This is a genomic window from Cutibacterium sp. KBN10P07758 (genome assembly GCF_050286205.1).
Classification (GTDB): domain Bacteria; phylum Actinomycetota; class Actinomycetes; order Propionibacteriales; family Propionibacteriaceae; genus Cutibacterium; species Cutibacterium acnes.
Window position 1 is genome coordinate 647,134 of record NZ_JBNNQV010000001.1, and the last position, 18,640, is coordinate 665,773.

Annotated in this window: 18 protein-coding genes; 13 read left to right on the forward strand and 5 right to left on the reverse strand. The window is 61.9% G+C overall.

What is annotated here, in order from left to right:
• Positions 1–54: 54 nt before the first annotated feature.
• Genes ribD through purH form a run of 6 tightly spaced genes read left to right on the forward strand, consistent with a single transcriptional unit; the run spans position 55 to position 5,659 of the window.
• The gene (gene ribD / locus ACOYO3_RS03205; RefSeq protein ID WP_002517645.1) at positions 55–1,050 is read left to right on the forward strand and encodes a bifunctional diaminohydroxyphosphoribosylaminopyrimidine deaminase/5-amino-6-(5-phosphoribosylamino)uracil reductase RibD; all 996 of its coding nucleotides are present in this window, start codon (positions 55–57) and stop codon (positions 1,048–1,050) included.
• On the forward strand, positions 1,043–1,657 hold the full coding sequence (locus ACOYO3_RS03210) for a riboflavin synthase (RefSeq protein WP_002525122.1): 615 nt from the start codon (positions 1,043–1,045) through the stop codon (positions 1,655–1,657). Before ribD ends, ACOYO3_RS03210 begins: the two co-directional genes overlap by 8 nt.
• Positions 1,651–2,967 (forward strand): 3,4-dihydroxy-2-butanone-4-phosphate synthase, encoded by a 1,317-nt coding sequence (gene ribB, locus ACOYO3_RS03215; protein ID WP_002515974.1) that lies wholly within the window; start codon positions 1,651–1,653, stop codon positions 2,965–2,967. The genes ACOYO3_RS03210 and ribB overlap by 7 nt, the downstream gene beginning before the upstream one ends.
• Positions 2,964–3,464, forward strand: a complete 501-nt coding sequence (gene ribH, locus ACOYO3_RS03220) for a 6,7-dimethyl-8-ribityllumazine synthase (RefSeq protein WP_002516069.1) — start codon at positions 2,964–2,966, stop codon at positions 3,462–3,464. Before ribB ends, ribH begins: the two co-directional genes overlap by 4 nt.
• Before the next feature lie 24 nt (positions 3,465–3,488).
• Complete coding sequence (gene purN, locus ACOYO3_RS03225) at positions 3,489–4,112, forward strand: phosphoribosylglycinamide formyltransferase (RefSeq protein WP_002515979.1); 624 nt, start codon at positions 3,489–3,491, stop codon at positions 4,110–4,112.
• Positions 4,109–5,659 (forward strand): bifunctional phosphoribosylaminoimidazolecarboxamide formyltransferase/IMP cyclohydrolase, encoded by a 1,551-nt coding sequence (gene purH, locus ACOYO3_RS03230; RefSeq protein WP_002516039.1) that lies wholly within the window; start codon positions 4,109–4,111, stop codon positions 5,657–5,659. Before purN ends, purH begins: the two co-directional genes overlap by 4 nt.
• A 77-nt stretch (positions 5,660–5,736) precedes the next feature.
• On the opposite strand, the gene ACOYO3_RS03235 is transcribed toward purH, so the two are convergent.
• Both ACOYO3_RS03235 and ACOYO3_RS03240 read right to left on the reverse strand, forming a co-directional pair.
• Positions 5,737–6,057, reverse strand: a complete 321-nt coding sequence (locus ACOYO3_RS03235; RefSeq protein ID WP_002520628.1) for a hypothetical protein — start codon at positions 6,055–6,057, stop codon at positions 5,737–5,739.
• Between the two features lie 317 nt (positions 6,058–6,374).
• The gene (locus ACOYO3_RS03240; RefSeq protein ID WP_002515998.1) at positions 6,375–8,801 is read right to left on the reverse strand and encodes an alkaline phosphatase family protein; all 2,427 of its coding nucleotides are present in this window, start codon (positions 8,799–8,801) and stop codon (positions 6,375–6,377) included.
• On the opposite strand from ACOYO3_RS03240, the gene ACOYO3_RS03245 reads away from it, so the two are divergent.
• Genes ACOYO3_RS03245 through ACOYO3_RS03260 form a run of 4 tightly spaced genes read left to right on the forward strand, consistent with a single transcriptional unit; the run spans position 8,800 to position 11,209 of the window.
• Positions 8,800–8,979, forward strand: a complete 180-nt coding sequence (locus tag ACOYO3_RS03245) for a hypothetical protein (protein ID WP_002517670.1) — start codon at positions 8,800–8,802, stop codon at positions 8,977–8,979. The genes ACOYO3_RS03240 and ACOYO3_RS03245 overlap by 2 nt on opposite strands.
• A 51-nt stretch (positions 8,980–9,030) precedes the next feature.
• Positions 9,031–9,996 carry a hypothetical protein gene (locus ACOYO3_RS03250; protein WP_002519611.1) on the forward strand — a complete coding sequence of 322 codons (966 nt, stop codon included), beginning with the start codon at positions 9,031–9,033 and terminating at the stop codon, positions 9,994–9,996.
• 14 nt (positions 9,997–10,010) lie between these two features.
• A complete protein-coding gene (locus tag ACOYO3_RS03255; protein WP_002517677.1) occupies positions 10,011–10,874 on the forward strand; it encodes a bifunctional methylenetetrahydrofolate dehydrogenase/methenyltetrahydrofolate cyclohydrolase in 864 nt (287 codons plus the stop codon).
• The gene (locus tag ACOYO3_RS03260) at positions 10,871–11,209 is read left to right on the forward strand and encodes a DUF3017 domain-containing protein (protein WP_002550377.1); all 339 of its coding nucleotides are present in this window, start codon (positions 10,871–10,873) and stop codon (positions 11,207–11,209) included. The genes ACOYO3_RS03255 and ACOYO3_RS03260 overlap by 4 nt, the downstream gene beginning before the upstream one ends.
• Positions 11,210–11,283: 74 nt before the next feature.
• Here ACOYO3_RS03260 and ACOYO3_RS03265 read toward each other — a convergent pair whose 3' ends face one another.
• Both ACOYO3_RS03265 and ACOYO3_RS03270 read right to left on the reverse strand, forming a co-directional pair.
• Positions 11,284–12,627 carry an aldehyde dehydrogenase EutE gene (locus tag ACOYO3_RS03265; protein WP_002516030.1) on the reverse strand — a complete coding sequence of 448 codons (1,344 nt, stop codon included), beginning with the start codon at positions 12,625–12,627 and terminating at the stop codon, positions 11,284–11,286.
• A 427-nt stretch (positions 12,628–13,054) separates the two neighbouring features.
• On the reverse strand, positions 13,055–14,038 hold the full coding sequence (locus ACOYO3_RS03270; protein ID WP_002516051.1) for a malate dehydrogenase: 984 nt from the start codon (positions 14,036–14,038) through the stop codon (positions 13,055–13,057).
• A 30-nt stretch (positions 14,039–14,068) separates the two neighbouring features.
• Here ACOYO3_RS03270 and ACOYO3_RS03275 point away from each other — a divergent pair, with 30 nt between their 5' ends.
• Positions 14,069–14,230 (forward strand): hypothetical protein, encoded by a 162-nt coding sequence (locus ACOYO3_RS03275; RefSeq protein ID WP_154708484.1) that lies wholly within the window; start codon positions 14,069–14,071, stop codon positions 14,228–14,230.
• Here ACOYO3_RS03275 and ACOYO3_RS03280 read toward each other — a convergent pair.
• Positions 14,217–15,068: a formyltetrahydrofolate deformylase gene (locus tag ACOYO3_RS03280; protein WP_002516034.1), complete on the reverse strand. Its 852-nt coding sequence runs from the start codon at positions 15,066–15,068 to the stop codon at positions 14,217–14,219. The two genes, ACOYO3_RS03275 and ACOYO3_RS03280, sit on opposite strands and share 14 nt — an antisense overlap.
• 195 nt (positions 15,069–15,263) lie before the next feature.
• On the opposite strand from ACOYO3_RS03280, the gene ACOYO3_RS03285 reads away from it, so the two are divergent.
• Positions 15,264–17,468, forward strand: a complete 2,205-nt coding sequence (locus ACOYO3_RS03285) for an NADP-dependent isocitrate dehydrogenase (RefSeq protein WP_002515976.1) — start codon at positions 15,264–15,266, stop codon at positions 17,466–17,468.
• A complete protein-coding gene (locus ACOYO3_RS03290) occupies positions 17,465–18,613 on the forward strand; it encodes a hypothetical protein (RefSeq protein WP_002519607.1) in 1,149 nt (382 codons plus the stop codon). Before ACOYO3_RS03285 ends, ACOYO3_RS03290 begins: the two co-directional genes overlap by 4 nt.
• The last annotated feature ends 27 nt before the right edge of the window (positions 18,614–18,640 follow it).

An 18,640-nucleotide genomic window follows, 5' to 3' on the forward strand; every position in this document is an offset into this window, starting at 1 on the left:
AGCCCTGTGTGTCGTCCTTGCGCACCCCCGGAGCCGCAACAGCTCAGGAGGACCATGGATCAGCGATGGGACGACGCTATGGCGCTCGCCTTGGATATGGCCGCGAAATCACCATGCCCGGATCCGAACCCGCGTGTCGGCTGTGTCATTGTCGCTGAGGACCGGGTGATAGGTCAGGGTTGGCACCGCGGAGCGGGAACTCCACACGCTGAGGTGGAGGCACTGCGCCAGGCTGGCGATGATGCCAGGGGAGCCACCGCCGTCGTCACCTTGGAGCCCTGTCATCACACCGGGCGTACCGGACCGTGCAGCCATGCCCTGGTCGACGCCGGGATTGCCCGGGTTGTCATCGCCCAGTCGGATCCCAACCCGGTGGCATCCGGGGGAGAACAGTGGCTGCGTACCCACGGCGTCGAGGTGGTCACCGGGGTTCTTTCCGAGGAAGCCACAGCCCTCAACGCCGATTGGACCTTCAGCCAGATCCACCGACGCCCCCGGGTGTGCTGGAAGTACGCCGCGAGCCTCGACGGACGCAGCGCTGCCCCCGACGGAACCAGCCAGTGGATCACCGGGGAACAGGCCCGCCACCAGGTGCAGCTCGGCCGGGCTCGGTGCGGGGCGATCATCGTCGGCACCGGAACTGCCTTGGCCGATAACCCGAGGCTGACGGTTCGGCTGCCCGGCGTCACCCACCAACCCCTACGAGTCGTGGTGGGCATGCGAGAACCGCCTGCTGGGTGTCATTTGCGTGACGACTCGGCCTCGACCTTGCACATTCCCAGCCACGACCCTGCTGAGGTGCTGGACCTCCTGTGGTGCCGCGGTGTTCACCGTGTCTGGCTGGAGGGCGGACCACAACTGGCCGGAGCCTTCCTCGCGGCCAACCTGGTCGACGAGGTCATCGCCCACATGGCACCGACGGTGTTGGGAGGCGGTCGAGCAGCAGTCGTCGACCCCACCGTCGCCACTTTGTCCCAGGCACACCACTTCGTCATCGACGACGTGACCCAGTTGGGCCCCGACATCCAGATTCACGCACATCATGAGTGAGGATACCATGTTCACCGGAATCATCGAGGAAATCGGCGAGGTGCTCGCCATCGAGAAGGGACGGGACTCCGCCCGACTCGCCATCCGCGGGCCGCTGGTCTGCTCGGATGCTCGGCTTGGGTCGTCTATCGCCGTTAACGGCACCTGCCTGACGGTCACCGACCTTGACGAGGCCTCCTTCGGCTGTGACGTCATGGCCGAGACCCTTAACCGGACCGCACTAGGAGGCCTAGCTCCAGGTAGCAGGGTCAATCTGGAGCGCCCGGTGCCAGTAGGGGATCGACTCGGCGGGCACATCGTCCAGGGACATGTCGACGGGCTCGCCAAGCTTGTGTTCCGTACCCCCGGAGACCATTGGGAGGTATTCCGATTCGCCCTCCCCGCCGCTGTGTCGCGCTATGTCGTCGAAAAAGGATCGATTGCGATCAACGGCACATCTTTGACCGTCTGCGCGGTGGCCCCGGAGTGGTTTGAGGTGAGTCTCATTCCGGCTACCCTTACCGGAACCGTCTTGGGGGCGCTGTCGCCCGGTGATGAGGTCAACGTCGAAGTCGACATCATTGCAAAGTACTTGGAAGCCCTGACGAACAAGGAGAGGTCATGCTGAACACTATTGAGGAGGTCCTGGCTGAGCTACGTGCCGGACGACCGGTGCTCGTTACCGACGATGCCGACCGGGAGAACGAGGGGGACGCCATCCTGGCCGCAGAACTCGCTGATCCGCGCTGGGTCGGCTGGATGGTGCGCCACACTTCCGGCTACTTGTGTGCACCCATGACCGAGGAAAGGGCCGATCAGCTCGATCTGCCCCTCATGTGGCCGGCGAGCCAGGACCCATTGCGCACTCGCTACACCGTTGCTGTCGACGCGGCCCACGGGATCACCACAGGGATCGACGCCGTCCAGCGTGCCCGTACCGCCCGGGTCCTGGCCGATCCTTCCTCCACCCCGTCGGACTTGGTGCGTCCCGGTCACGTGCTGCCTCTGCGGGCTCGGGCTGGGGGAGTGTTGGAGAGGCGCGGCCACACTGAGGCTGCCGTCGATCTGGCGCGGCTGGCGGGTCTAGAACCTGTCGGTCTCATCGGTGAACTTGTCGGAGATGACGGCATGTGCCTGCGTGCTGACGCGATTGCTGATCTGGCCCGCACTGAGGGCTTGGCTTTGACTACCATCGACCAGCTCGCCCAATGGCGTCAGGCCCATGATCCGGGCCCGGCCGTCCCGACCCAGCGAGTGACAGCACTGGCCAGCGCTCACTTGCCGACCCGTCACGGTCAGTTCGCGATAACTGGCTACCGGGATAATTGTACCGGGGTCGAGCATGTGCTGCTGGTAGGCGAGAAGGGAATCGACGCTGACGACGGTGGTCCCGCCTGGGTGAGGGTGCACTCGGAATGTCTCACCGGGGACGCCTTGGGGTCGTTGCGCTGTGACTGTGGCGACCAGTTGGCGGCCGCCCAGCAGCACGTCTGCCGCCATGGTGGGGCAATCATCCTGCTGCGTGACCATGAGGGACGTGCTACCGGCTTACTCAACAAAATTGCGGCCTACAAAGCCCAGGATGGCGGTCTGGACACCGTCGACGCTCAGACCCACCTCGGTTTGCCCGTCGATGCCCGCGAGTACGGGGCAGCCGTCGCAATCCTGGCGAATATTGGGATTACGAGCGTCCGGCTACTTACAAACAACCCGGCTAAAGCTGAGGCGCTGCGCGATGGGGGACTTGAGGTGACGATGTCCCCCCTCGAGACCTCGACTCGTCCTGAGGACGAACGTTACCTGCGCACGAAACGCGATCGGATGGGACACGCGCTGACACTCGGCGTCAGCCCGTCCGAGATGTCCACGCAGCCCCTGGCTAGTAGCCACACGACATCCACCACGCCCGCCCTGACCATCAAAGGAGACCGACCATGAGTTCACGCACCACCCTCGGCCTCTCCGCACCCGACCTCAGCGGCCTCGATGGCAGCGGTCTTAAGGTTGCGGTCGTCGCAGCCCAGTGGCACGGCACAGTGATGACTGGGCTACTTGACGGTGCCTTGCGCGGACTGGTCGATTCCGGAGTACACGACCCCGCCGTCATCCGAGTACCAGGATCCTTCGAGCTGCCGGTGGCCTGTGCCTCCTTGGCCGATCACTTTGACGCTCTCGTCGCCCTCGGAGTGATTATCCGGGGAGGAACCCCGCACTTCGACTATGTCTGTGACGCTGCTACCCGCGGTATTACAGACGTCGCGGTGCGTACCAAGACCCCTATCGGTTTCGGCATTCTTACCTGTGACGATGAAGCCCAAGCCCTCGACCGTGCCGGGCTCGAGGGATCCCACGAAGACAAGGGTTATGAGGCTGCCCAAGCAGCTATCGCTACCCTCACCGCGTTGTCCACTGCCCTTGCGTCTGGCCCATCGTAGACCCAGAGGGCTTAAGGTGGGGTTGTGGCCTTTCGCGTCGTCGTCCTCGTCTCAGGTACCGGAACCCTCTTGCAGTCCCTCATCGACAACCTGCCCGAGCAGGTGAGCATCGTCGCCGTCGGTTCTGACCAGCCCGATGCTGTCGCCCTGCAACGAGCCCAGGCAGTCGGCATCCCGACCTTCGCCGAGCCGCTACCGCGCAGCGATGCGCAGACGACTATGCGCGCGGCTTGGGATACTCGTCTGACTGACGCTGTCGCTCGTTTCGATCCTGACTTGGTCGTCTGCGCCGGATTCATGAAGTTGCTCGGACAGACTTTCCTGGACCGGTTCGGTGGACGCACCATTAACTCCCACCCAGCCCTGTTGCCGTCTTTCCCAGGAATCCACGGCCCCCGCGATGCTTTGGAATACGGGGTCAAAATTACCGGGGCTACTGTCTTTATGGTTGACGCCGGAGTTGACACCGGCCGAATCCTCGCCCAACGGGCTGTGCCCGTCCTCACCGACGACACCGTCGAGTCCCTTCACGAACGCATCAAGGTGAAGGAACGCGAAATGCTTGTCACGGTGGTCACAGAACTTGCCGGGGTGCGTCCCGGCATGGAAGAACTCGGCACCGAATCGTCTCGAAAGGATCCCCAGTGAGCGAACGTCAACCCATCCGTCGGGCCCTCGTCTCCGTCTACGACAAGTCTGGTCTTGACCAGTTGGCCAAGGCCCTTATTGACGCGCAGGTCGAGGTGGTCTCGACGGGGTCAACCGCTAAAGAGCTGGCCTCTCATGGGGTGACGGTGACTGAGGTTAGTGAGATTACGGGGTTCCCGGAGTGCCTCGACGGACGTGTCAAGACCCTGCACCCGAAGGTGCACGCCGGGATCCTCGCCGACCGCCGCTTGACGTCCCATCGTGAGCAGCTGACTGCTTTAGAAGTGAAGCCCTTTGACCTCGTCGTGTGCAATCTGTACCCCTTCGCCGAGACCGTAGCGCAAGGGGGAGATTTCGATGAGTGCATTGAGAAGATCGACATCGGTGGCCCGTCGATGGTGCGTGCCGCTGCTAAGAATCACGCCAATGTGGCGGTCCTGACCAACCCGGACCAGTACGAAGACCTTGCCCGGGCCCTGTCCGAAGGCGGGTACACCATGGAGGAGCGTCGCGTGCTGGCGGCCCGTGCCTTCGCCCACACCGCTGCCTATGACGTCGCGGTGGCCACCTGGTTCGGCAGTCGTGATGGGGTGGCCGTTGACGGCGTTCCCACCTTCGTCGGTACGACCGGGGAGCTGTCCCACCCGTTGCGCTATGGCGAGAACTCCCACCAGGCCGCAGCCGTATACCGTAGCTCCGGCGAGCCCGGCCTGGCCGGAGCCCGCCAACTCCATGGCAAGGCCATGAGCTACAACAACTATGTCGACACCAACTCGGCGCGGCGGGCGGCCTTCGACTTCGAGGCCCCCTGCGTGGCCGTCATCAAGCACTCGAATCCGTGCGGCATCGCTACCGGCTCCGACATTGCCGAAGCCCATCGCAAGGCTCACGCCTGTGACTCTCTGAGCGCTTTCGGTGGCGTTATCGCCACTAATCGCCCGGTCAGCGTGGAGATGGCCGAGCAGGTTGCCGAGATCTTCACCGAGGTCGTCGTCGCTCCCGGCTATGAGGATGGTGCGGTCGAGATCCTGTCTCGCAAGAAGAACATCCGGCTGTTGGAGTGCCCTGCCCCGCACCTGGCCGGTTGGGAGCTGCGTCAGATCGACGGTGGCCTGCTGGCCATGGAGACCGACCTCTTCCAGGCCGACGGCGACGATCCGGCCAACTGGACTCTGGCGGCAGGTGACCCGGTTGATGATGTCACCTTGGCCGACCTGTCCTTCGCCTGGCGGGCATGCCGTTCGGTGAGGTCCAACGCCATTTTGCTGGCCCACGACGGCGCCTCAGTGGGTGTCGGTATGGGGCAAGTGAACCGGGTCGACTCCTGCAGGCTCGCCGTGGAGCGGGCCGGAGATCGTGCCGCCGGATCGGTCGCCGCTTCCGACGCTTTTTTCCCATTTGCCGACGGTCCCCAGGTGCTCATTGACGCCCATATCGCTGCGATCGTCGAGCCGGGTGGTTCCATTCGTGACGACCAGACGATCGAGGTCTGCCGTACGGCCGGCGTCCCACTCTACTTTACCGGGACTCGCCACTTCTTCCACTGATTCCGCGCTCCTCATAGAGGTTTCTTGGAACACGTCAGGGGGTCCGATGGTTCGGACCCCCTGACGGTTCTGAGGGGTCAGTCAAGCTCGGCGATGTAGTCCCATAGGGCGACGACATGCTTGCCGTCAGGCGCCCATCGAACCATGCCTTCGCCCGCGGAGGCGACGGTGTGGATCGTGAAGGTCACCTTCTGACCTTTGCTGATCTTGGCCGGGACCGGGGATCCTTTGACTGGCTGAGCCCAGTGGTATTTTCCGGCCTCGTCTTGCACGTTGAACTGTGTGATCGACAGCGGAATCGTGCCGGTGGCGTCACTGACGGTGACGGTCCAGGTGAGATCGGCAGCCTCGGCACCCACCTTCGTCCCCGCAGGGGCGGTCGGGCCGTGGACATTCATCGTCACGCTATTGCCCCGGTCGAGATCGACCCGCACTTCAACACCTTGGTACGACAGGGCGGGACGCTGGACACTTCCGGTGGCTTTGCGCCCAGTGGTCGGGCTGGGGATCCACGATGGCAGTGGTTGGGACGCCAGCTGCTGGGCCGGGGGACGGGAGTCGGACGGTGCCGGGGTCGTGTGGTCGGAGAAGGAACAGCCTGCGAGCAGGCCTGTTGCAGTACACAATCCGAGCACGGCAACCTGGCAACTGACCCTACGGATGCTGGTGCGGCGCCCTCGTCGGGGCGTGGTGCGACGACTCATGTTCTTCCCGTTCAGTGGTGGCGGTGCCAGGTCCGTGTGTCCAGGGCTGCACCGATGACTGCCAGGCCGGTTTCCATCGAGGCATGGCTGTCGGATACCGGGTCAACTGTGCCCTCGGCCCCGGTGCGGGGCAGACTGGGCTTGCCTGACCGTGAGGGGTGAGTGGCCGGGCCGCGGGAAGGTGCGAGGGATGGGTGGCTACTCGGGGCACCCGCGGTGGTGCTGGCACTCGGGTGGGGTTCGTCGCCGGTGGACACGTTGGTGAAGACGTCCTTCCCGAAGGTTCCCAATCCGGCCTGGGCAGCGAAGCCGAGGTGTCCGGCTCCGTCGAGGCCACCGGAAACGGTGCCAGCCTCAAGCTGACGAGTGTCCTTACCCTTGGAGACGGAGAAAATGTCCTCCATCGTCCGCAGCCAGGAGAAGTGGTTGTAGTGGGTGGAGCTGACGGTTCCGGGCTTGATGTAGGGGGAGATGAGGATCGATCCGGTGATGCCGCCTCCCGGGGTGGCGTCGTGTGCGTCGAAGGTCGACGCCGGAGTTTCCCCCTCAGCCAGGTGGCCTGGGACGCCAGTGGCCGAAAGTTTGACGGACGACACAACACCGGTTGTGGTCAAGGGGTTGTCATTCTTATCGACCAAGGTGAACATGCCCTTTGTGACGGGGTCCGAGGCCGACGCGACCATGTTCGGTCCAAGGTTGGTCACGTTCCCGACGTGGGCCCCCTCGGGAATACCGTTGCCGGTGACCCGGCGTCCGATGTCGGCGAACGTGACGTCAGCTTGGACCGTCGAGCTGCCGGCGGTGGCGGAGGCTTTGAGGGTTGACGCCTGCGAATACCCCCAGCTCGCCCCGGTGTTCTTCGCACCATGGACACAGTTGGACTTGTCGGCGTTGACGAGCTTGGTGTCCTGCTCACACGACGGGGGCCGGGTGATAAAGCCGTTTCCTCCCGGTCCGGGGAAGAGCTGGTTGCCGTGCTTATCGGTGGCCAGGGTGGAGTTCGGGCCGGTGGGCTCCCAGTCGACGTTCCTGCCGTTGATGTTCTGCCCGGCGAGGTCGGCCTTGAGGTAGTTCCTGGCCGTCGTTGTGGCGCCGGGGAAGGTGCCGGGCGCGTACTTCTGGTAGCCGGGGGCGAGGTCCTTCACCGTCTGGGGGGAATAGTTGTACAGCTCGTGTCGGCGAGCAGCCTTGGCGACGTCAGTGTTGTCGGTCGCGTTGTTGAACGACAGGTTCGCGAAGGGCGGGTTGGCCTCGTCGAAGGTGACGTCGATGAGACCGCCGTCCTTGAAGGCGGCCGATTTCTCGATGAGGGGGATGTAGTAGCGCAGCCACAGGTCGGCGGCGTAGAGGCCACCGGTGTGGTTCTTCGGTGGGGTTGTCAGGGGCTTGGAGTAGTCCGGGCTACCGTGGGCGTCGAAGAGACCGGACAGGTTGTTGCCCTTGCATGTAGCGTCGTGGGCGTCTGAGCAGTTGTTCGGGGTGATCCAGTTGAAGGCTGGCACCTGGTCGGCGGGTCGAGACAGATCGCTCACCAGACCGCGGGAGTGATCGTCAAGATTGACGATGTGCTTGGTGTCGGAGGGGGTACCGCCGTCAATCGGATGGGTCAGTGCGTCCTTGCCGGTGCCGTCATTGCCGATGATGGAGTGGAACCACACGAAAGGGAAGTGCTTGGCGACGTATTGGTCGTCAGCCTGGGCGCCGGTGTACGAGGTGATCCCTCTGGCCTCGTCCTGCGCGTTCGTCTTCATGACCTTGGGGTTCTTGTCGGGGGTGTTGGCGAGGGTGCCTGGCGACCCGGCCAGGCCATCCTCACGGCCCGGGTGGTTGCGCAGGTCCTGGGCGTATCCCTTCCACGTCACCCCTGCGGCATCGAACTGGTTGAACAGGGTGGGAATATCCTTGGGGTAGGTGCAGCCATTCTTTCCGGCTGGAGCATTCGGCCCGGCGAGAGACATTGCCTGACCGTAATTGTCATTGCGTCCGAATTCCTTGCCGGTGTGGGTACGGATAATTGAGGAATTAGACCCGAAGTTCGAATTGACGTCCCCGCAATCCTCTTGCAGGTCCATCTGCGGCGCCTGGCCCGAAACGAGGGTGATGTAGTTGTCCTGGGAATAGTGACCGGTGCCGTAGTAGTGGTTAAGGAGAGCCCCCTGGCGGGGGAGTTCCTTCCACAGATAGGAGTTCTGGTTGAGCCCGGTGAAGTTCTCGTCGTAGGACTTGTTCTCCAGGATGATAAGCCACACGTGCTTGATCTTGCCGGTGGCAGGATTCGTCGTCGTGATGGTGGTGTGAGCGGGGGCGTTCCCGGCCTTCACAGGAACTCCCTCGGCGGGCAGGGCAAGCCCTGGGGCGGGGGTTGACAACCCAAATGCAAGGAGGCCGGCGGCGACGGCGGCTCCGACAGCCTTCGTGAATCGTCTGTGGATGTGCATGACGACAGGTCTATACCCGGCAAAGAGAGATTTGTGGGGTTTTGGTGAAATGGTGTTAACCGGGACTGATGTCGAGGCGCCGGTCGAGGTGTCCACCGTACTGGTGAGGTGGCGACGTGTTGCATGCATGACACCGGTCTACCGATGGCAGTCGGAGGCTGGGAGAGTAGCTGGTTAACAGCGCGAAAATTGCTGGTGAATGTGTGGTGATGGTGTGACAGTGACGACGATGACGGCGCTCGGTCGGCAAGCGCTTGCGGTGACCGCCAGATGGCTTCGCGACGGACTCTGTAGCGGCAAGAGGGGCCGCTCAAACAGCCTGGTAGTGCCCTGGTTTTCCTGCCAGACGATGATCACTCCATGGCAATTAGAAGGATACCGGGTGCACAGGCTGCCGGTCGGCCACAACTTCCAGCTCGACGCGGACGCTCTTGCTAATGCCCTTGCCGCCTGCCGACGCCAAGGTGAACACCCAGCGGTGTTGACCTGCGAGACCTTCGGAATTCAGCCGAGTTCGAAGCTCATCGAGGTGCTCAAGCAGGCCCGTCGTGACGGTGTGCCAGTTATCGTCGATCGTACTCATTCTTTTCTCGCGCCGTCCCGGACCCCTGCTGACATTGAGGTGGTCAGTACTCGCAAGCTTCTTCCCCTGACCGAGGTCGCATGGGTGCAAGCAGACGAAGACCTTTCGGAACTCGTTGGAACGCGAGACAACAAAGACGTGTTTCTGACGAGCGCCCGGCGTCGGTTTTTGAAGGATCGAGGCCTCGACACCTTCGAAGAGGCTGAAAACCTGGCTGACGACTGCTGGGTTCCAGTTCCTCCTGACGATGACGCCCGAGCTGAATTTGAAGGGTTTAACCTTGCTGAGTTCTCTCGCCGGGTGGACCAGACCCGCGCTGCCCTCCTGAGCGGCTTGGAGGTGGCCCAGATCGTCAATCCGAGTGCCCGCTGCGCGATGGTGCTTTCACACCCGGCCGCCGATGAGTTGGCAGATCGGCTGCGTAACGTCGGCGTGGTTGGGCCATTGCACTGGGATCGGCCGCAGCATTTAGACGTCGACTGGCCCGACGACCTCGTCAGTCTGCCTCCGGTGATGAACGAGACCACGATTGATCGGGTTATTGACGTGGCCACGATGGTGGTCGAGGGAGCGCGGTTCTCGTGGAAAGATAGGGACCTGTTGAGGCCGTGACACAAGGAGGATCCATGACCGCCCAGAAACTCGACGGCAAGGCCACTGCCGCCGCGATCAAGTCCGAACTGGCCGAACGCGTAGCAGCTCTGCGCGATCAAGGTGTCGTACCGGGACTGGGCACCGTGCTCGTCGGGGAGGACCCGGCTTCGCACCAGTACGTCGCTGGCAAACATCGCGACTGCGCGCAAGTAGGCATTGAATCGATTCGTGTTGATTTGCCTGCCGACGTCACCGAGGAGGAACTTGCTCAAAAGATCCGCGGGCTCAATGCCAACCCGCATTGCACCGGTTACATTGTTCAGCTACCGCTGCCACGTCATATCGACACGAACTGGGCGCTTAACCTCATCGACCCTAACAAGGACGCCGACGGCTTGACCCCGGCATCACTGGGGCGTCTTGTCCTCAACGAGCCGGCCCCGCTACCGTGCACCCCGCGCGGCATCGTCGAGTTGCTGACCCGTCATGGCATCGAGCTGCCGGGTGCCAACGTCTGCGTGGTCGGACGCGGTACGACGGTGGGACGTCCGCTCGGGCTGCTGCTGACCCGTCGTTCCGAGAACTGCACCGTCACCCTGTGTCACACCGGGACCCGTAACCTTGCCGAACACACCCGGCAGGCCGACATCATTATCGGCGCTGCTGGGTCGCCGGGACTCATTAATGCCGACATGATCCGTGAAGGGGCAGTCCTCGTGGATGTCGGTGTGTCACGGACCCCCGAGGGGAAGATCCAGGGCGATTTTACTGCCGACGTGTGGGAGAAGGCCGCGTGGGTCTCTCCGAACCCCGGTGGCGTTGGACCGATGACCCGCGCCATGTTGCTATCTAACGTGGTAGACCGGGCTGAACGGCTCACCGCGGATCCTTCATGAGGCAGCCGCGCCACGCTGCTGAGGCGCCCGTCAGTACCGCGACTCGACATGCTCGACGGAGCGAGCGTTGCGCTGAATCTAAGGAGCATCTTCAATCTTGGTGGGCGCTCACGGTCTGTTTGCTCGGGGTTGCTGCCTCAGCAATTGTCATGGGCACGGGACATTGGCGTCGCGGCGCGATGGTCTTTGCGGCATCGGTGCTTATGGCGGGGATTTTGCGGGTAGTGCTGCCCGAACAAAGTGCCGGGTTATTAGCTGTCCGGACACGGTGGATTGATTCGGTTCTCCTGTTAGGGCTAGGGGCGGTGATGGTCGTCGTCATCCTCACGAGGTGACGTACTCACCTGTGCGATGCCTCACTAGTGGCGTGGGTGGGACATCGCGCAGGGTCTTGCCCAGGACGCAGAACTTAATGTGCGTCCAGGACGCAACGCCGCCGACGAGCGAAGCTGCGGGCCGAGGTCAGCCCCTCACCGGTTGGCCCCGCGATAGTGAAAGTGGCGAACCCTTCCCCGTTGATCCCAATGCCGGCGAAAGATGGCCCATTCTTGACGAAGATCGTCGTCTGGATGCGTCGGGCCATGAGGTCCAACCGCGAAACATCCTTGGAGTGCATGATTGCAGTGTGACGGTTGCCGTGTTCCAGCTCGACAGCCAAGTCGATGGCGGTCAGGTAATCGGTGACGGGGACCACCGGCACCACTGGCATGAGCATCTCGACTTGCACGAACGGGTCCGACGGATCAGTAACCATTGTCACCAAGCGGGTGTCCTGATGAGGCTCAATCCCCGCAGTTCGCAGGATCTTCTGGGCGTCCTGACCAACCCATGCGGTATTCGGTCGAGTACCAGAAGTGTCGAGCAGTAAAGAACGCAGCTTGGCGAGCTCTTCAGGATCACTGACAACCTGCGCGCCATTGGCCGTCATGGCTGTCATGAGCTGGGGCAGCACTTCGGCGACGACGATGACTTCCTTCTCGGCGGTGCACGGCAGGTTGTTATCGAAGCTGGCTCCCTGGACGATGTCGCTGGCGGCCTTGGCCACATCAGCGGTTTCGTCGACGACGGCAGGCGGGTTGCCCGATCCGGCGCCAATCGCTTTCTTGCCGCTCGACAGCACCATGTTGACGATTTGCGGCCCGCCGGTCGCTACAAGCATCGTGATGTCGGGGTGGTTGATGAGAGCTTTGGTGGTGTCTGGAGTCGGCTCAGTGATGACAGTGATGAGGTTGTCGGGAGCCCCTGCCTCGACCATCGCGCGATTGAGAACGTCAACGAGCCATGCGCTGAGATGACGGGCTCGCGGATGGGGGCTGAAGACGACGGTATTACCGGCAGCCAACATTCCGACGGTGTTGCAGATGATCGTCTCAGTGGGATTCGTCGTCGGCGTAATGGCGCCAATGACTCCGTAGGGGGAGTATTCGAGGGTGGTCAAGCCGTCGTCGCCTTGACGTGCCTCCATGACGAGATCTTCGACACCAGGGGTGCGGGTTGCCGCATAGAGATTCTTGAGAACCTTGTGGTGGGCATTGCCCATCCCGGTCTCCTCGACAGCAGCCGTGGCCATGTATTCCAGACGTTCCTGCTGACTGGCTGCTTCGCGCACGGCATTGATGAAGGTACGGCGCTGCGCCAAGGAACAGTCAGAGAAGGCGAGGAAGGCCTCACGGGCGGCAGCCACTGCGGCGTTGACGTCGGCGAACACTCCGCAGAGTTGAGTGCTGGTGGGAGGGACTGCTGTAGTGGTCATGGCTGCTGGCTCCTTCGGGTGTGGAGTCCTGGGGGAGATCCGCCTCCTTGCGGTGGACATCAGGACATCTGATGCATCGACCATAGAAATGGTGGTAGTCGCTCGTCTAGAGCAACAACTAGAACGGGTCCGAGGTGCAGTTAAGGCATGCCTGTGTGTGCACTAATGTGCATTTCTGCGGATGCCTTAATTGTGGCCTTTGCCACTGCGCGCTAACCCTTTAGATAAGGCTTAAAACCGCTTTATGGCAGTGTAGTAAGCATCATTATCGACAACTCAGGAACCACGATGTACTGCACATTCGTGCACAAGTGTGGTGCATCTCTCTCGACGCTCGGTTACCGGCCGAAACCATCGAAGTTTCACGCCGTGACGCGCAGAACGGGCCCGGAAACTTGACGTTTTCCGGGCCCGTTCGTCGGGTCGATCAGATGAGGCCGAGTTCCTTGACGGCGTCACGTTCGTCGGCCAGCTCCTTGGCAGAGGCGTCGATCTTGGCGCGCGAGAAGTCGTCGATGTCAAGACCCTGAACAATCTCGACCTTGCCGTTGGTGATGGTCACCGGGAAGGAAGAGATGAGGCCCTCGGGCACGCCGTAAGAGCCGTCAGACGGAATCGCCATGGACACCCAGTCTCCCTCAGGAGTGGAGCCCATCCAGTCGCGCATGCACTCGACGGTGGCGTTAGCGGCCGAGGCAGCCGAGGAGGCGCCGCGCGCGTCGATGATGGCAGCGCCACGTTTGGCGACGGTTGGGATGAACTCGTTCTCGATCCAAGCTTCGTTCACCAGGTTGGTTGCCTTCTGGCCGGCGACCTCGGCGTGGAAGACGTCGGGGTACTGGGTGGAGGAGTGGTTGCCCCAGATGGTCATGTGACGGACGTCATTGACAGTCTTTCCGGTCTTGCGGGCAAGCTGCGTCTTGGCGCGGTTGTGATCTAGACGAGTCAAGGCGGCGAAGTGGTTGTTCGGGATGTCGACCGCGTTGGTAGCAGCGATGAGGGCGTTGGTGTTAGCGGGGTTACCGGTGACGAGAACGCGGACGTCGTCGGCGGCGACGTCGTTGAGGGCCTTGCCTTGGGCGGTGAAGATAGCCCCGTTCTTGGTGAGCAGATCGGAACGCTCCATACCCGCCTTGCGGGGCATGGCGCCGACGAGGAAGGCGGCGTTAACTCCGTCAAAGACCTTCTTCGGATCGTCACCGATCTCGATATTCACGAGATTGCCGAAGGCGCAGTCGTCAAGCTCCATGACGACGCCCTCAAGGGCTTTGAGGGCCGGGGTGATCTCGAGAAGGCGAAGCTCGATAGGAGTGTCTCCGAGCAGCGAACCGGAAGCAATGCGGAACAACAAGCTGTAGCAAATCTGGCCAGCAGCTCCGGTGACGGCAATCTTGACTGGGGTCTGGGTCATGGATCTCTCCTTGAAAGTCCTCGATGACACTTGGCTATTTTGAAGCCTACTCGCGGTGACGACGCGAAGTTGGCCGGGGGACTTATTCGTATCAAGAATGACCTCGCCCATGGGGGCCAGGTGGTGGCCCCCATGTGGGATCGGGTGACGGCCCTGGTGGAGGCGTCAGGAGGTACCGCTACTGCAAGATGACGGTGCGCATTCCGTCTAGGAAAGTGCGGTGCTCAGCGAACAGACGGACGGCCTCGTTAAGGGTGGCAGATTCGGTGTCCTGGCCGACGGCGGTGAGTTGAGCCACCGTCTGAGAATGGTTGACCCGTTGCACTCGCTGTTCGATGATGGGGCCCTCGTCGAGGTCGACAGTGACGAAGTGGGCCGTCGCGCCAATGAGCTTGACCCCGCGGGAATGGGCTTGGCGGTACGGGTTGGCACCTTTGAAACCGGGCAGGAAAGAATGATGAATGTTGATGCACCGTCCTGATAGTTGCTCACACAGTTCAGGAGAAAGGATCTGCATATAGCGAGCCAATACGACGAGCTCGACGTCAAGGTCCCCGACGGTGCGCAATACCTCCTGCTCGAAAGACGTCTTGGACTCGCGGTCGACTTTTTGCCACCGGAACGGAACCTTATGGAAAGCAGTCAAGTCGGCGAGGTCAGGATGATTCGCCATGACCTGGACAACGTCGATTGGCAGCCGACCAGCGTCCCGGTTAAACAGCAAGTGAGACAGACAATGGGACGCTTTGGAGGCCAAGATGAGGGTACGGACGGGACGCCCCAACTCGTCGACGTGGACAGTAGCGTTGCACTTTCCGGCGAGCTCGCTGACGGCCGACTCGAGGTCGGCGCGGCTGCTCGCTGACTCGACCTGCAACCGGATGAAGAAGTTTCCGGTGTCGGTGCTAGTGAATTGCTGACACTCTGTGAGGTTTCCGCCCACCTGGGCGCACGCCCCGGTAACGGCATGGACAAGTCCGGGGCGATCCGGGCTAGTCCAGGTGACAACGAGCTCATGGGATTCCGACATGACCGGTACAGTAGTCGGCCTCGTCACACCGGATGCGATATCTCGCGAACTGGATGACGGCAATTCGGTGTTCTACGGTGTTCCTTTTCGGTGTGTCAGAAATGTCCACCACCTCCACTATTCTTAAGACGAAGTGCCGCTAGACGCCCTGACGGGTTGCACAGCGGCGTTCCCCTCGATCACAGGAGTTCGTGCATGCCTACCATCGTCTGGACCAAGATCGACGAGGCCCCCGCCCTCGCATCATATTCCTTACTTCCCATCGTGGAGGGATTCCTCGACGGGTCGGGTATTGACATCACGACTTCGGATATTTCGTTGGCGGGGCGCATCCTGGCCCAGTTTCCGGATCGTCTGAACGAAGATCAGAAAGTTGCCGACCACCTAGCTGAGCTGGGTGAGCTCACCGGTTCCCCGGATGCCAACATCATCAAGCTGCCCAATATCTCGGCATCGGTCCCGCAGCTTAAGGCTGCTATTGCCGAGCTGCAGTCCCAGGGCTACGAGCTTCCGGACTTCCCAGACAAGCCTTCCACCGATGAGGAGAGGGAAATCGCTGCTCGCTATGCCACCGTGCTCGGTTCGGCGGTAAACCCCGTATTGCGTCAGGGGAACTCCGATCGTCGCGCTCCCACCGCAGTCAAGGCATACGCCAAGGCTCACCCGCACCGGATGGGTCAGTGGACTGACCAGGTCAAGGCCCGAGTCGCGCATATGGATCACGGAGACTTCTTCGACCACGAGGAGTCCTTCGTCTCCCGGGGGCAGGATCTCGACGTTGTGCTCATCGGGACCGATGGTTCCGAGACGACCTTGGCCAGCGGCATCAAGACTCTCGACGGTGAGATCGTTGATGCCACCTTTATGTCCGTTGATGCCCTTGACGAGTTCTACGCTTCTTCCCTAGCTCAGGCCAACGAAGAGGATCTACTGTGGTCGGTTCACCTCAAAGCGACGATGATGAAAGTCTCCGATCCGGTCCTCTTTGGCCATGCAGTGCGCACTTTCCTAGTCGACGTCTTCGATAAATACGGTGACGACCTCAACTCGGTAGGCGTCAATCCCGATCTTGGACTGGGCGATCTTTATACCCGTCTCGAAAAACTTCCCGCAGAACGCGCGACTGCAATTAAGGCGGCCATCGATTCTGCCTTCGCTGCTCGCCCGGCCCTGGCCATGGTCGACTCCGACAATGGCATTACCAATCTGCATGCCGGAAATCTCGTCATTATCGACGCTTCCATGCCAACTGTCGTCCGCGATTCCGGATGTATGTGGAACGCCGAAGGTAAGCGTCAGGAGACGCTAGCCTGCATCCCCGATCGCAGCTACGCCACCATGTACGCCGCGATTATGGACGACTGCCGCGAGCATGGCGCCCTCGACCCGGCCACCATGGGTGATGTCCCGAACGTCGGTCTGATGGCTCAGAAGGCGGAGGAATACGGCTCCCACCCCACCACGTTCATCGTCCCCCATGACGGCCGCGTTGAGGTGCGCTGTGGTGACGAGGTGTTGACGAACCAGCAGGTCGAAGCCGGTGACGTGTGGCGCATGAGCCGGGTGCGTGACATCCCGGTGCGCGATTGGGTGCGCTTGGCCATTGAGCGGGCACGCATCACCAATACCCCGGCGGTATTTTGGCTCGATAAGAACCGTGCTCATGACGCCCGCGTCATTGAGAAGGTCAAGGCCTATCTGCCGGAGCACGAGGGGTTGGATATTCGCATCCTGGCCCCTGCCGACGCTATGAAGTTCACCCTGGCGCGGATCCGCCGCGGGGAGGACACTATTTCGGTAACCGGCAACGTGCTGCGCGACTACCTCACTGATGTCTTCCCGATTCTGGAAATTGGCACTAGTGCCAAGATGCTCTCGGTCGTCCCACTGCTGGCCGGTGGCGGCTTGTTCGAAACTGGTGCCGGAGGCTCGGCGCCCAAGCATGTCGCCCAGTTCGTCGCTGAGGACTACCTGCGGTGGGATTCCCTGGGCGAGTTCTGCGCTCTAGGTGCTTGCCTTGAGCACATCGACCAGACCAGCGAGGGCACCAAAGCGGGAATACTTGCGGCGACCCTTGACAAGGCTATCGGTGCTTTCCTCGAGAACGACCGCTCCCCGGCCCGCAAACTCGGACAGAGCGACAACCGGGGGTCTCATTACTGGCTTGCCCGCTATTGGGCTTCCGAGCTGGCTGCTCAGCATGATGATGCTGAACTTGCCGACCGATTCTCCGATGTCGCGACCGAGCTGGCTGCTCGTGAGGACCAAATCCTGAAGGAGCTCAACGGGGTCCAGGGCAGCCCGGTCGATATGGGCGGGTACTACCACCCTGACGAGGAGCTCGTCGCGGAGGCCATGCGTCCCAGCACCACTTTTAACGCGATCATTGAATCCCTGTGAGTGCAGCCCCGATTTCGGCCGGTCATGAGGATGTGGACCGACGTCGGTGGTTCATCACCATCGGCATCGGTCTTGCCGTGTGGGTGGCTCAACGCCTGGCCCTCATAGCGGCGATGGCTTCGGACGGACCGGTCGTTCCGAGGCTGACTCGATGGGACGGAAGGTGGTATTCCGTCATTGCGGCTGGGGGTTATCACTGGCCCAACCCCATGTTTGGCCATACCGATCCCTGGATATCCGATCTGGCGTTTTTGCCAGGGCTGCCAGCTCTTGGCAGGGTGATCATCCTTGTCACCGGTATGTCGCCGTATTTAGCGATCCTCATTGCCGCGCAGATGGGTTTCCTCACAGCCGCTGCGGTCATCACAGCGGTCGGACACCGAGTGGCAGGACCGACCGCAGCGGTGCTGTTGGTGGCGTGCTGGGGCGCTGCGCCTCGTGCTGTCGTTGAATCGATGGGATACACCGAGGGCTGGTTCATCGCCCTTGTTGGGCTCGGGCTGCTTGCCATCCTGTCGGGACGGTGGATCCTCGCGGGCGTATTCGTTGGCGTCGCCGGTCTGTTCCGGGCATCCGTCGCCCCGGTGTGCATCGTCCTCGGTATCGCGTGGTTGACGAGCCTGTGTACGAAGGCTGAAGCGGGGCAGCGGTGGCGTCGTTTCGTCGGGATGGCGTTGAGCCCGCTGGGATTGCTGACCTGGTTTGTTATCGTCGCTCATCGCACTGGTAGATGGAATGGTTACCTGCTTGTTCAGAAGGCGTGGGGGAGCGAGATGGGGACCCTGCTTGACACGTGGGAAGACCTTCATTCGCGGATGGATCACGTTCCGTTCGACTGGCGGTATACCGGCTTGGTCGCCCTGACCTGGTGCATGTATCTCGCCCTTGGCATCGTCATGGCAGTTCGACGCGAACAGGTGTGGTTGACGGGATACGTGCTTGTGACCGTGATCTTCGTTGGTCACATGCAGGGGTACTTCAACTCCAAGGCCCGATTTCTGCTGCCCGCTTTTCCGGCATTTCTGCCAGTGGCGAGATTGCTTGACCGGAGTCCGAGATGGTTTCAAGCGGTGTTCGTCCTCGTCATCTCGGCAGTATCGACGTGGTGGAGCCTGGACATCTTAGGACACAACCTCTCACCCTGAGGCGTCCTGCCGTGGAGTTCTGCCGGG

Bases quoted from the DNA above. Each gene is read 5' to 3' on its own strand.
- ribD (WP_002517645.1), top strand. From the start codon at position 55: ATGGATCAGCGATGGGACGACGCTATGGCGCTCGCCTTGGATATGGCC.
- ACOYO3_RS03210 (WP_002525122.1), top strand. From the start codon at position 1,043: ATGAGTGAGGATACCATGTTCACCGGAATCATCGAGGAAATCGGCGAG.
- ribB (WP_002515974.1), top strand. From the start codon at position 1,651: ATGCTGAACACTATTGAGGAGGTCCTGGCTGAGCTACGTGCCGGACGA.
- ribH (WP_002516069.1), top strand. From the start codon at position 2,964: ATGAGTTCACGCACCACCCTCGGCCTCTCCGCACCCGACCTCAGCGGC.
- ACOYO3_RS03235 (WP_002520628.1), bottom strand. From the start codon at position 6,057: ATGAATGTCCACGGCCCGACCGCCCCTGCGGGGACGAAGGTGGGTGCC.
- ACOYO3_RS03245 (WP_002517670.1), top strand. From the start codon at position 8,800: ATGACGACAGGTCTATACCCGGCAAAGAGAGATTTGTGGGGTTTTGGT.
- ACOYO3_RS03240 (WP_002515998.1), bottom strand. From the start codon at position 8,801: ATGCACATCCACAGACGATTCACGAAGGCTGTCGGAGCCGCCGTCGCC.
- ACOYO3_RS03250 (WP_002519611.1), top strand. From the start codon at position 9,031: ATGACGGCGCTCGGTCGGCAAGCGCTTGCGGTGACCGCCAGATGGCTT.
- ACOYO3_RS03255 (WP_002517677.1), top strand. From the start codon at position 10,011: ATGACCGCCCAGAAACTCGACGGCAAGGCCACTGCCGCCGCGATCAAG.
- ACOYO3_RS03260 (WP_002550377.1), top strand. From the start codon at position 10,871: ATGAGGCAGCCGCGCCACGCTGCTGAGGCGCCCGTCAGTACCGCGACT.
- ACOYO3_RS03265 (WP_002516030.1), bottom strand. From the start codon at position 12,627: ATGACCACTACAGCAGTCCCTCCCACCAGCACTCAACTCTGCGGAGTG.
- ACOYO3_RS03270 (WP_002516051.1), bottom strand. From the start codon at position 14,038: ATGACCCAGACCCCAGTCAAGATTGCCGTCACCGGAGCTGCTGGCCAG.
- ACOYO3_RS03280 (WP_002516034.1), bottom strand. From the start codon at position 15,068: ATGTCGGAATCCCATGAGCTCGTTGTCACCTGGACTAGCCCGGATCGC.
- ACOYO3_RS03285 (WP_002515976.1), top strand. From the start codon at position 15,264: ATGCCTACCATCGTCTGGACCAAGATCGACGAGGCCCCCGCCCTCGCA.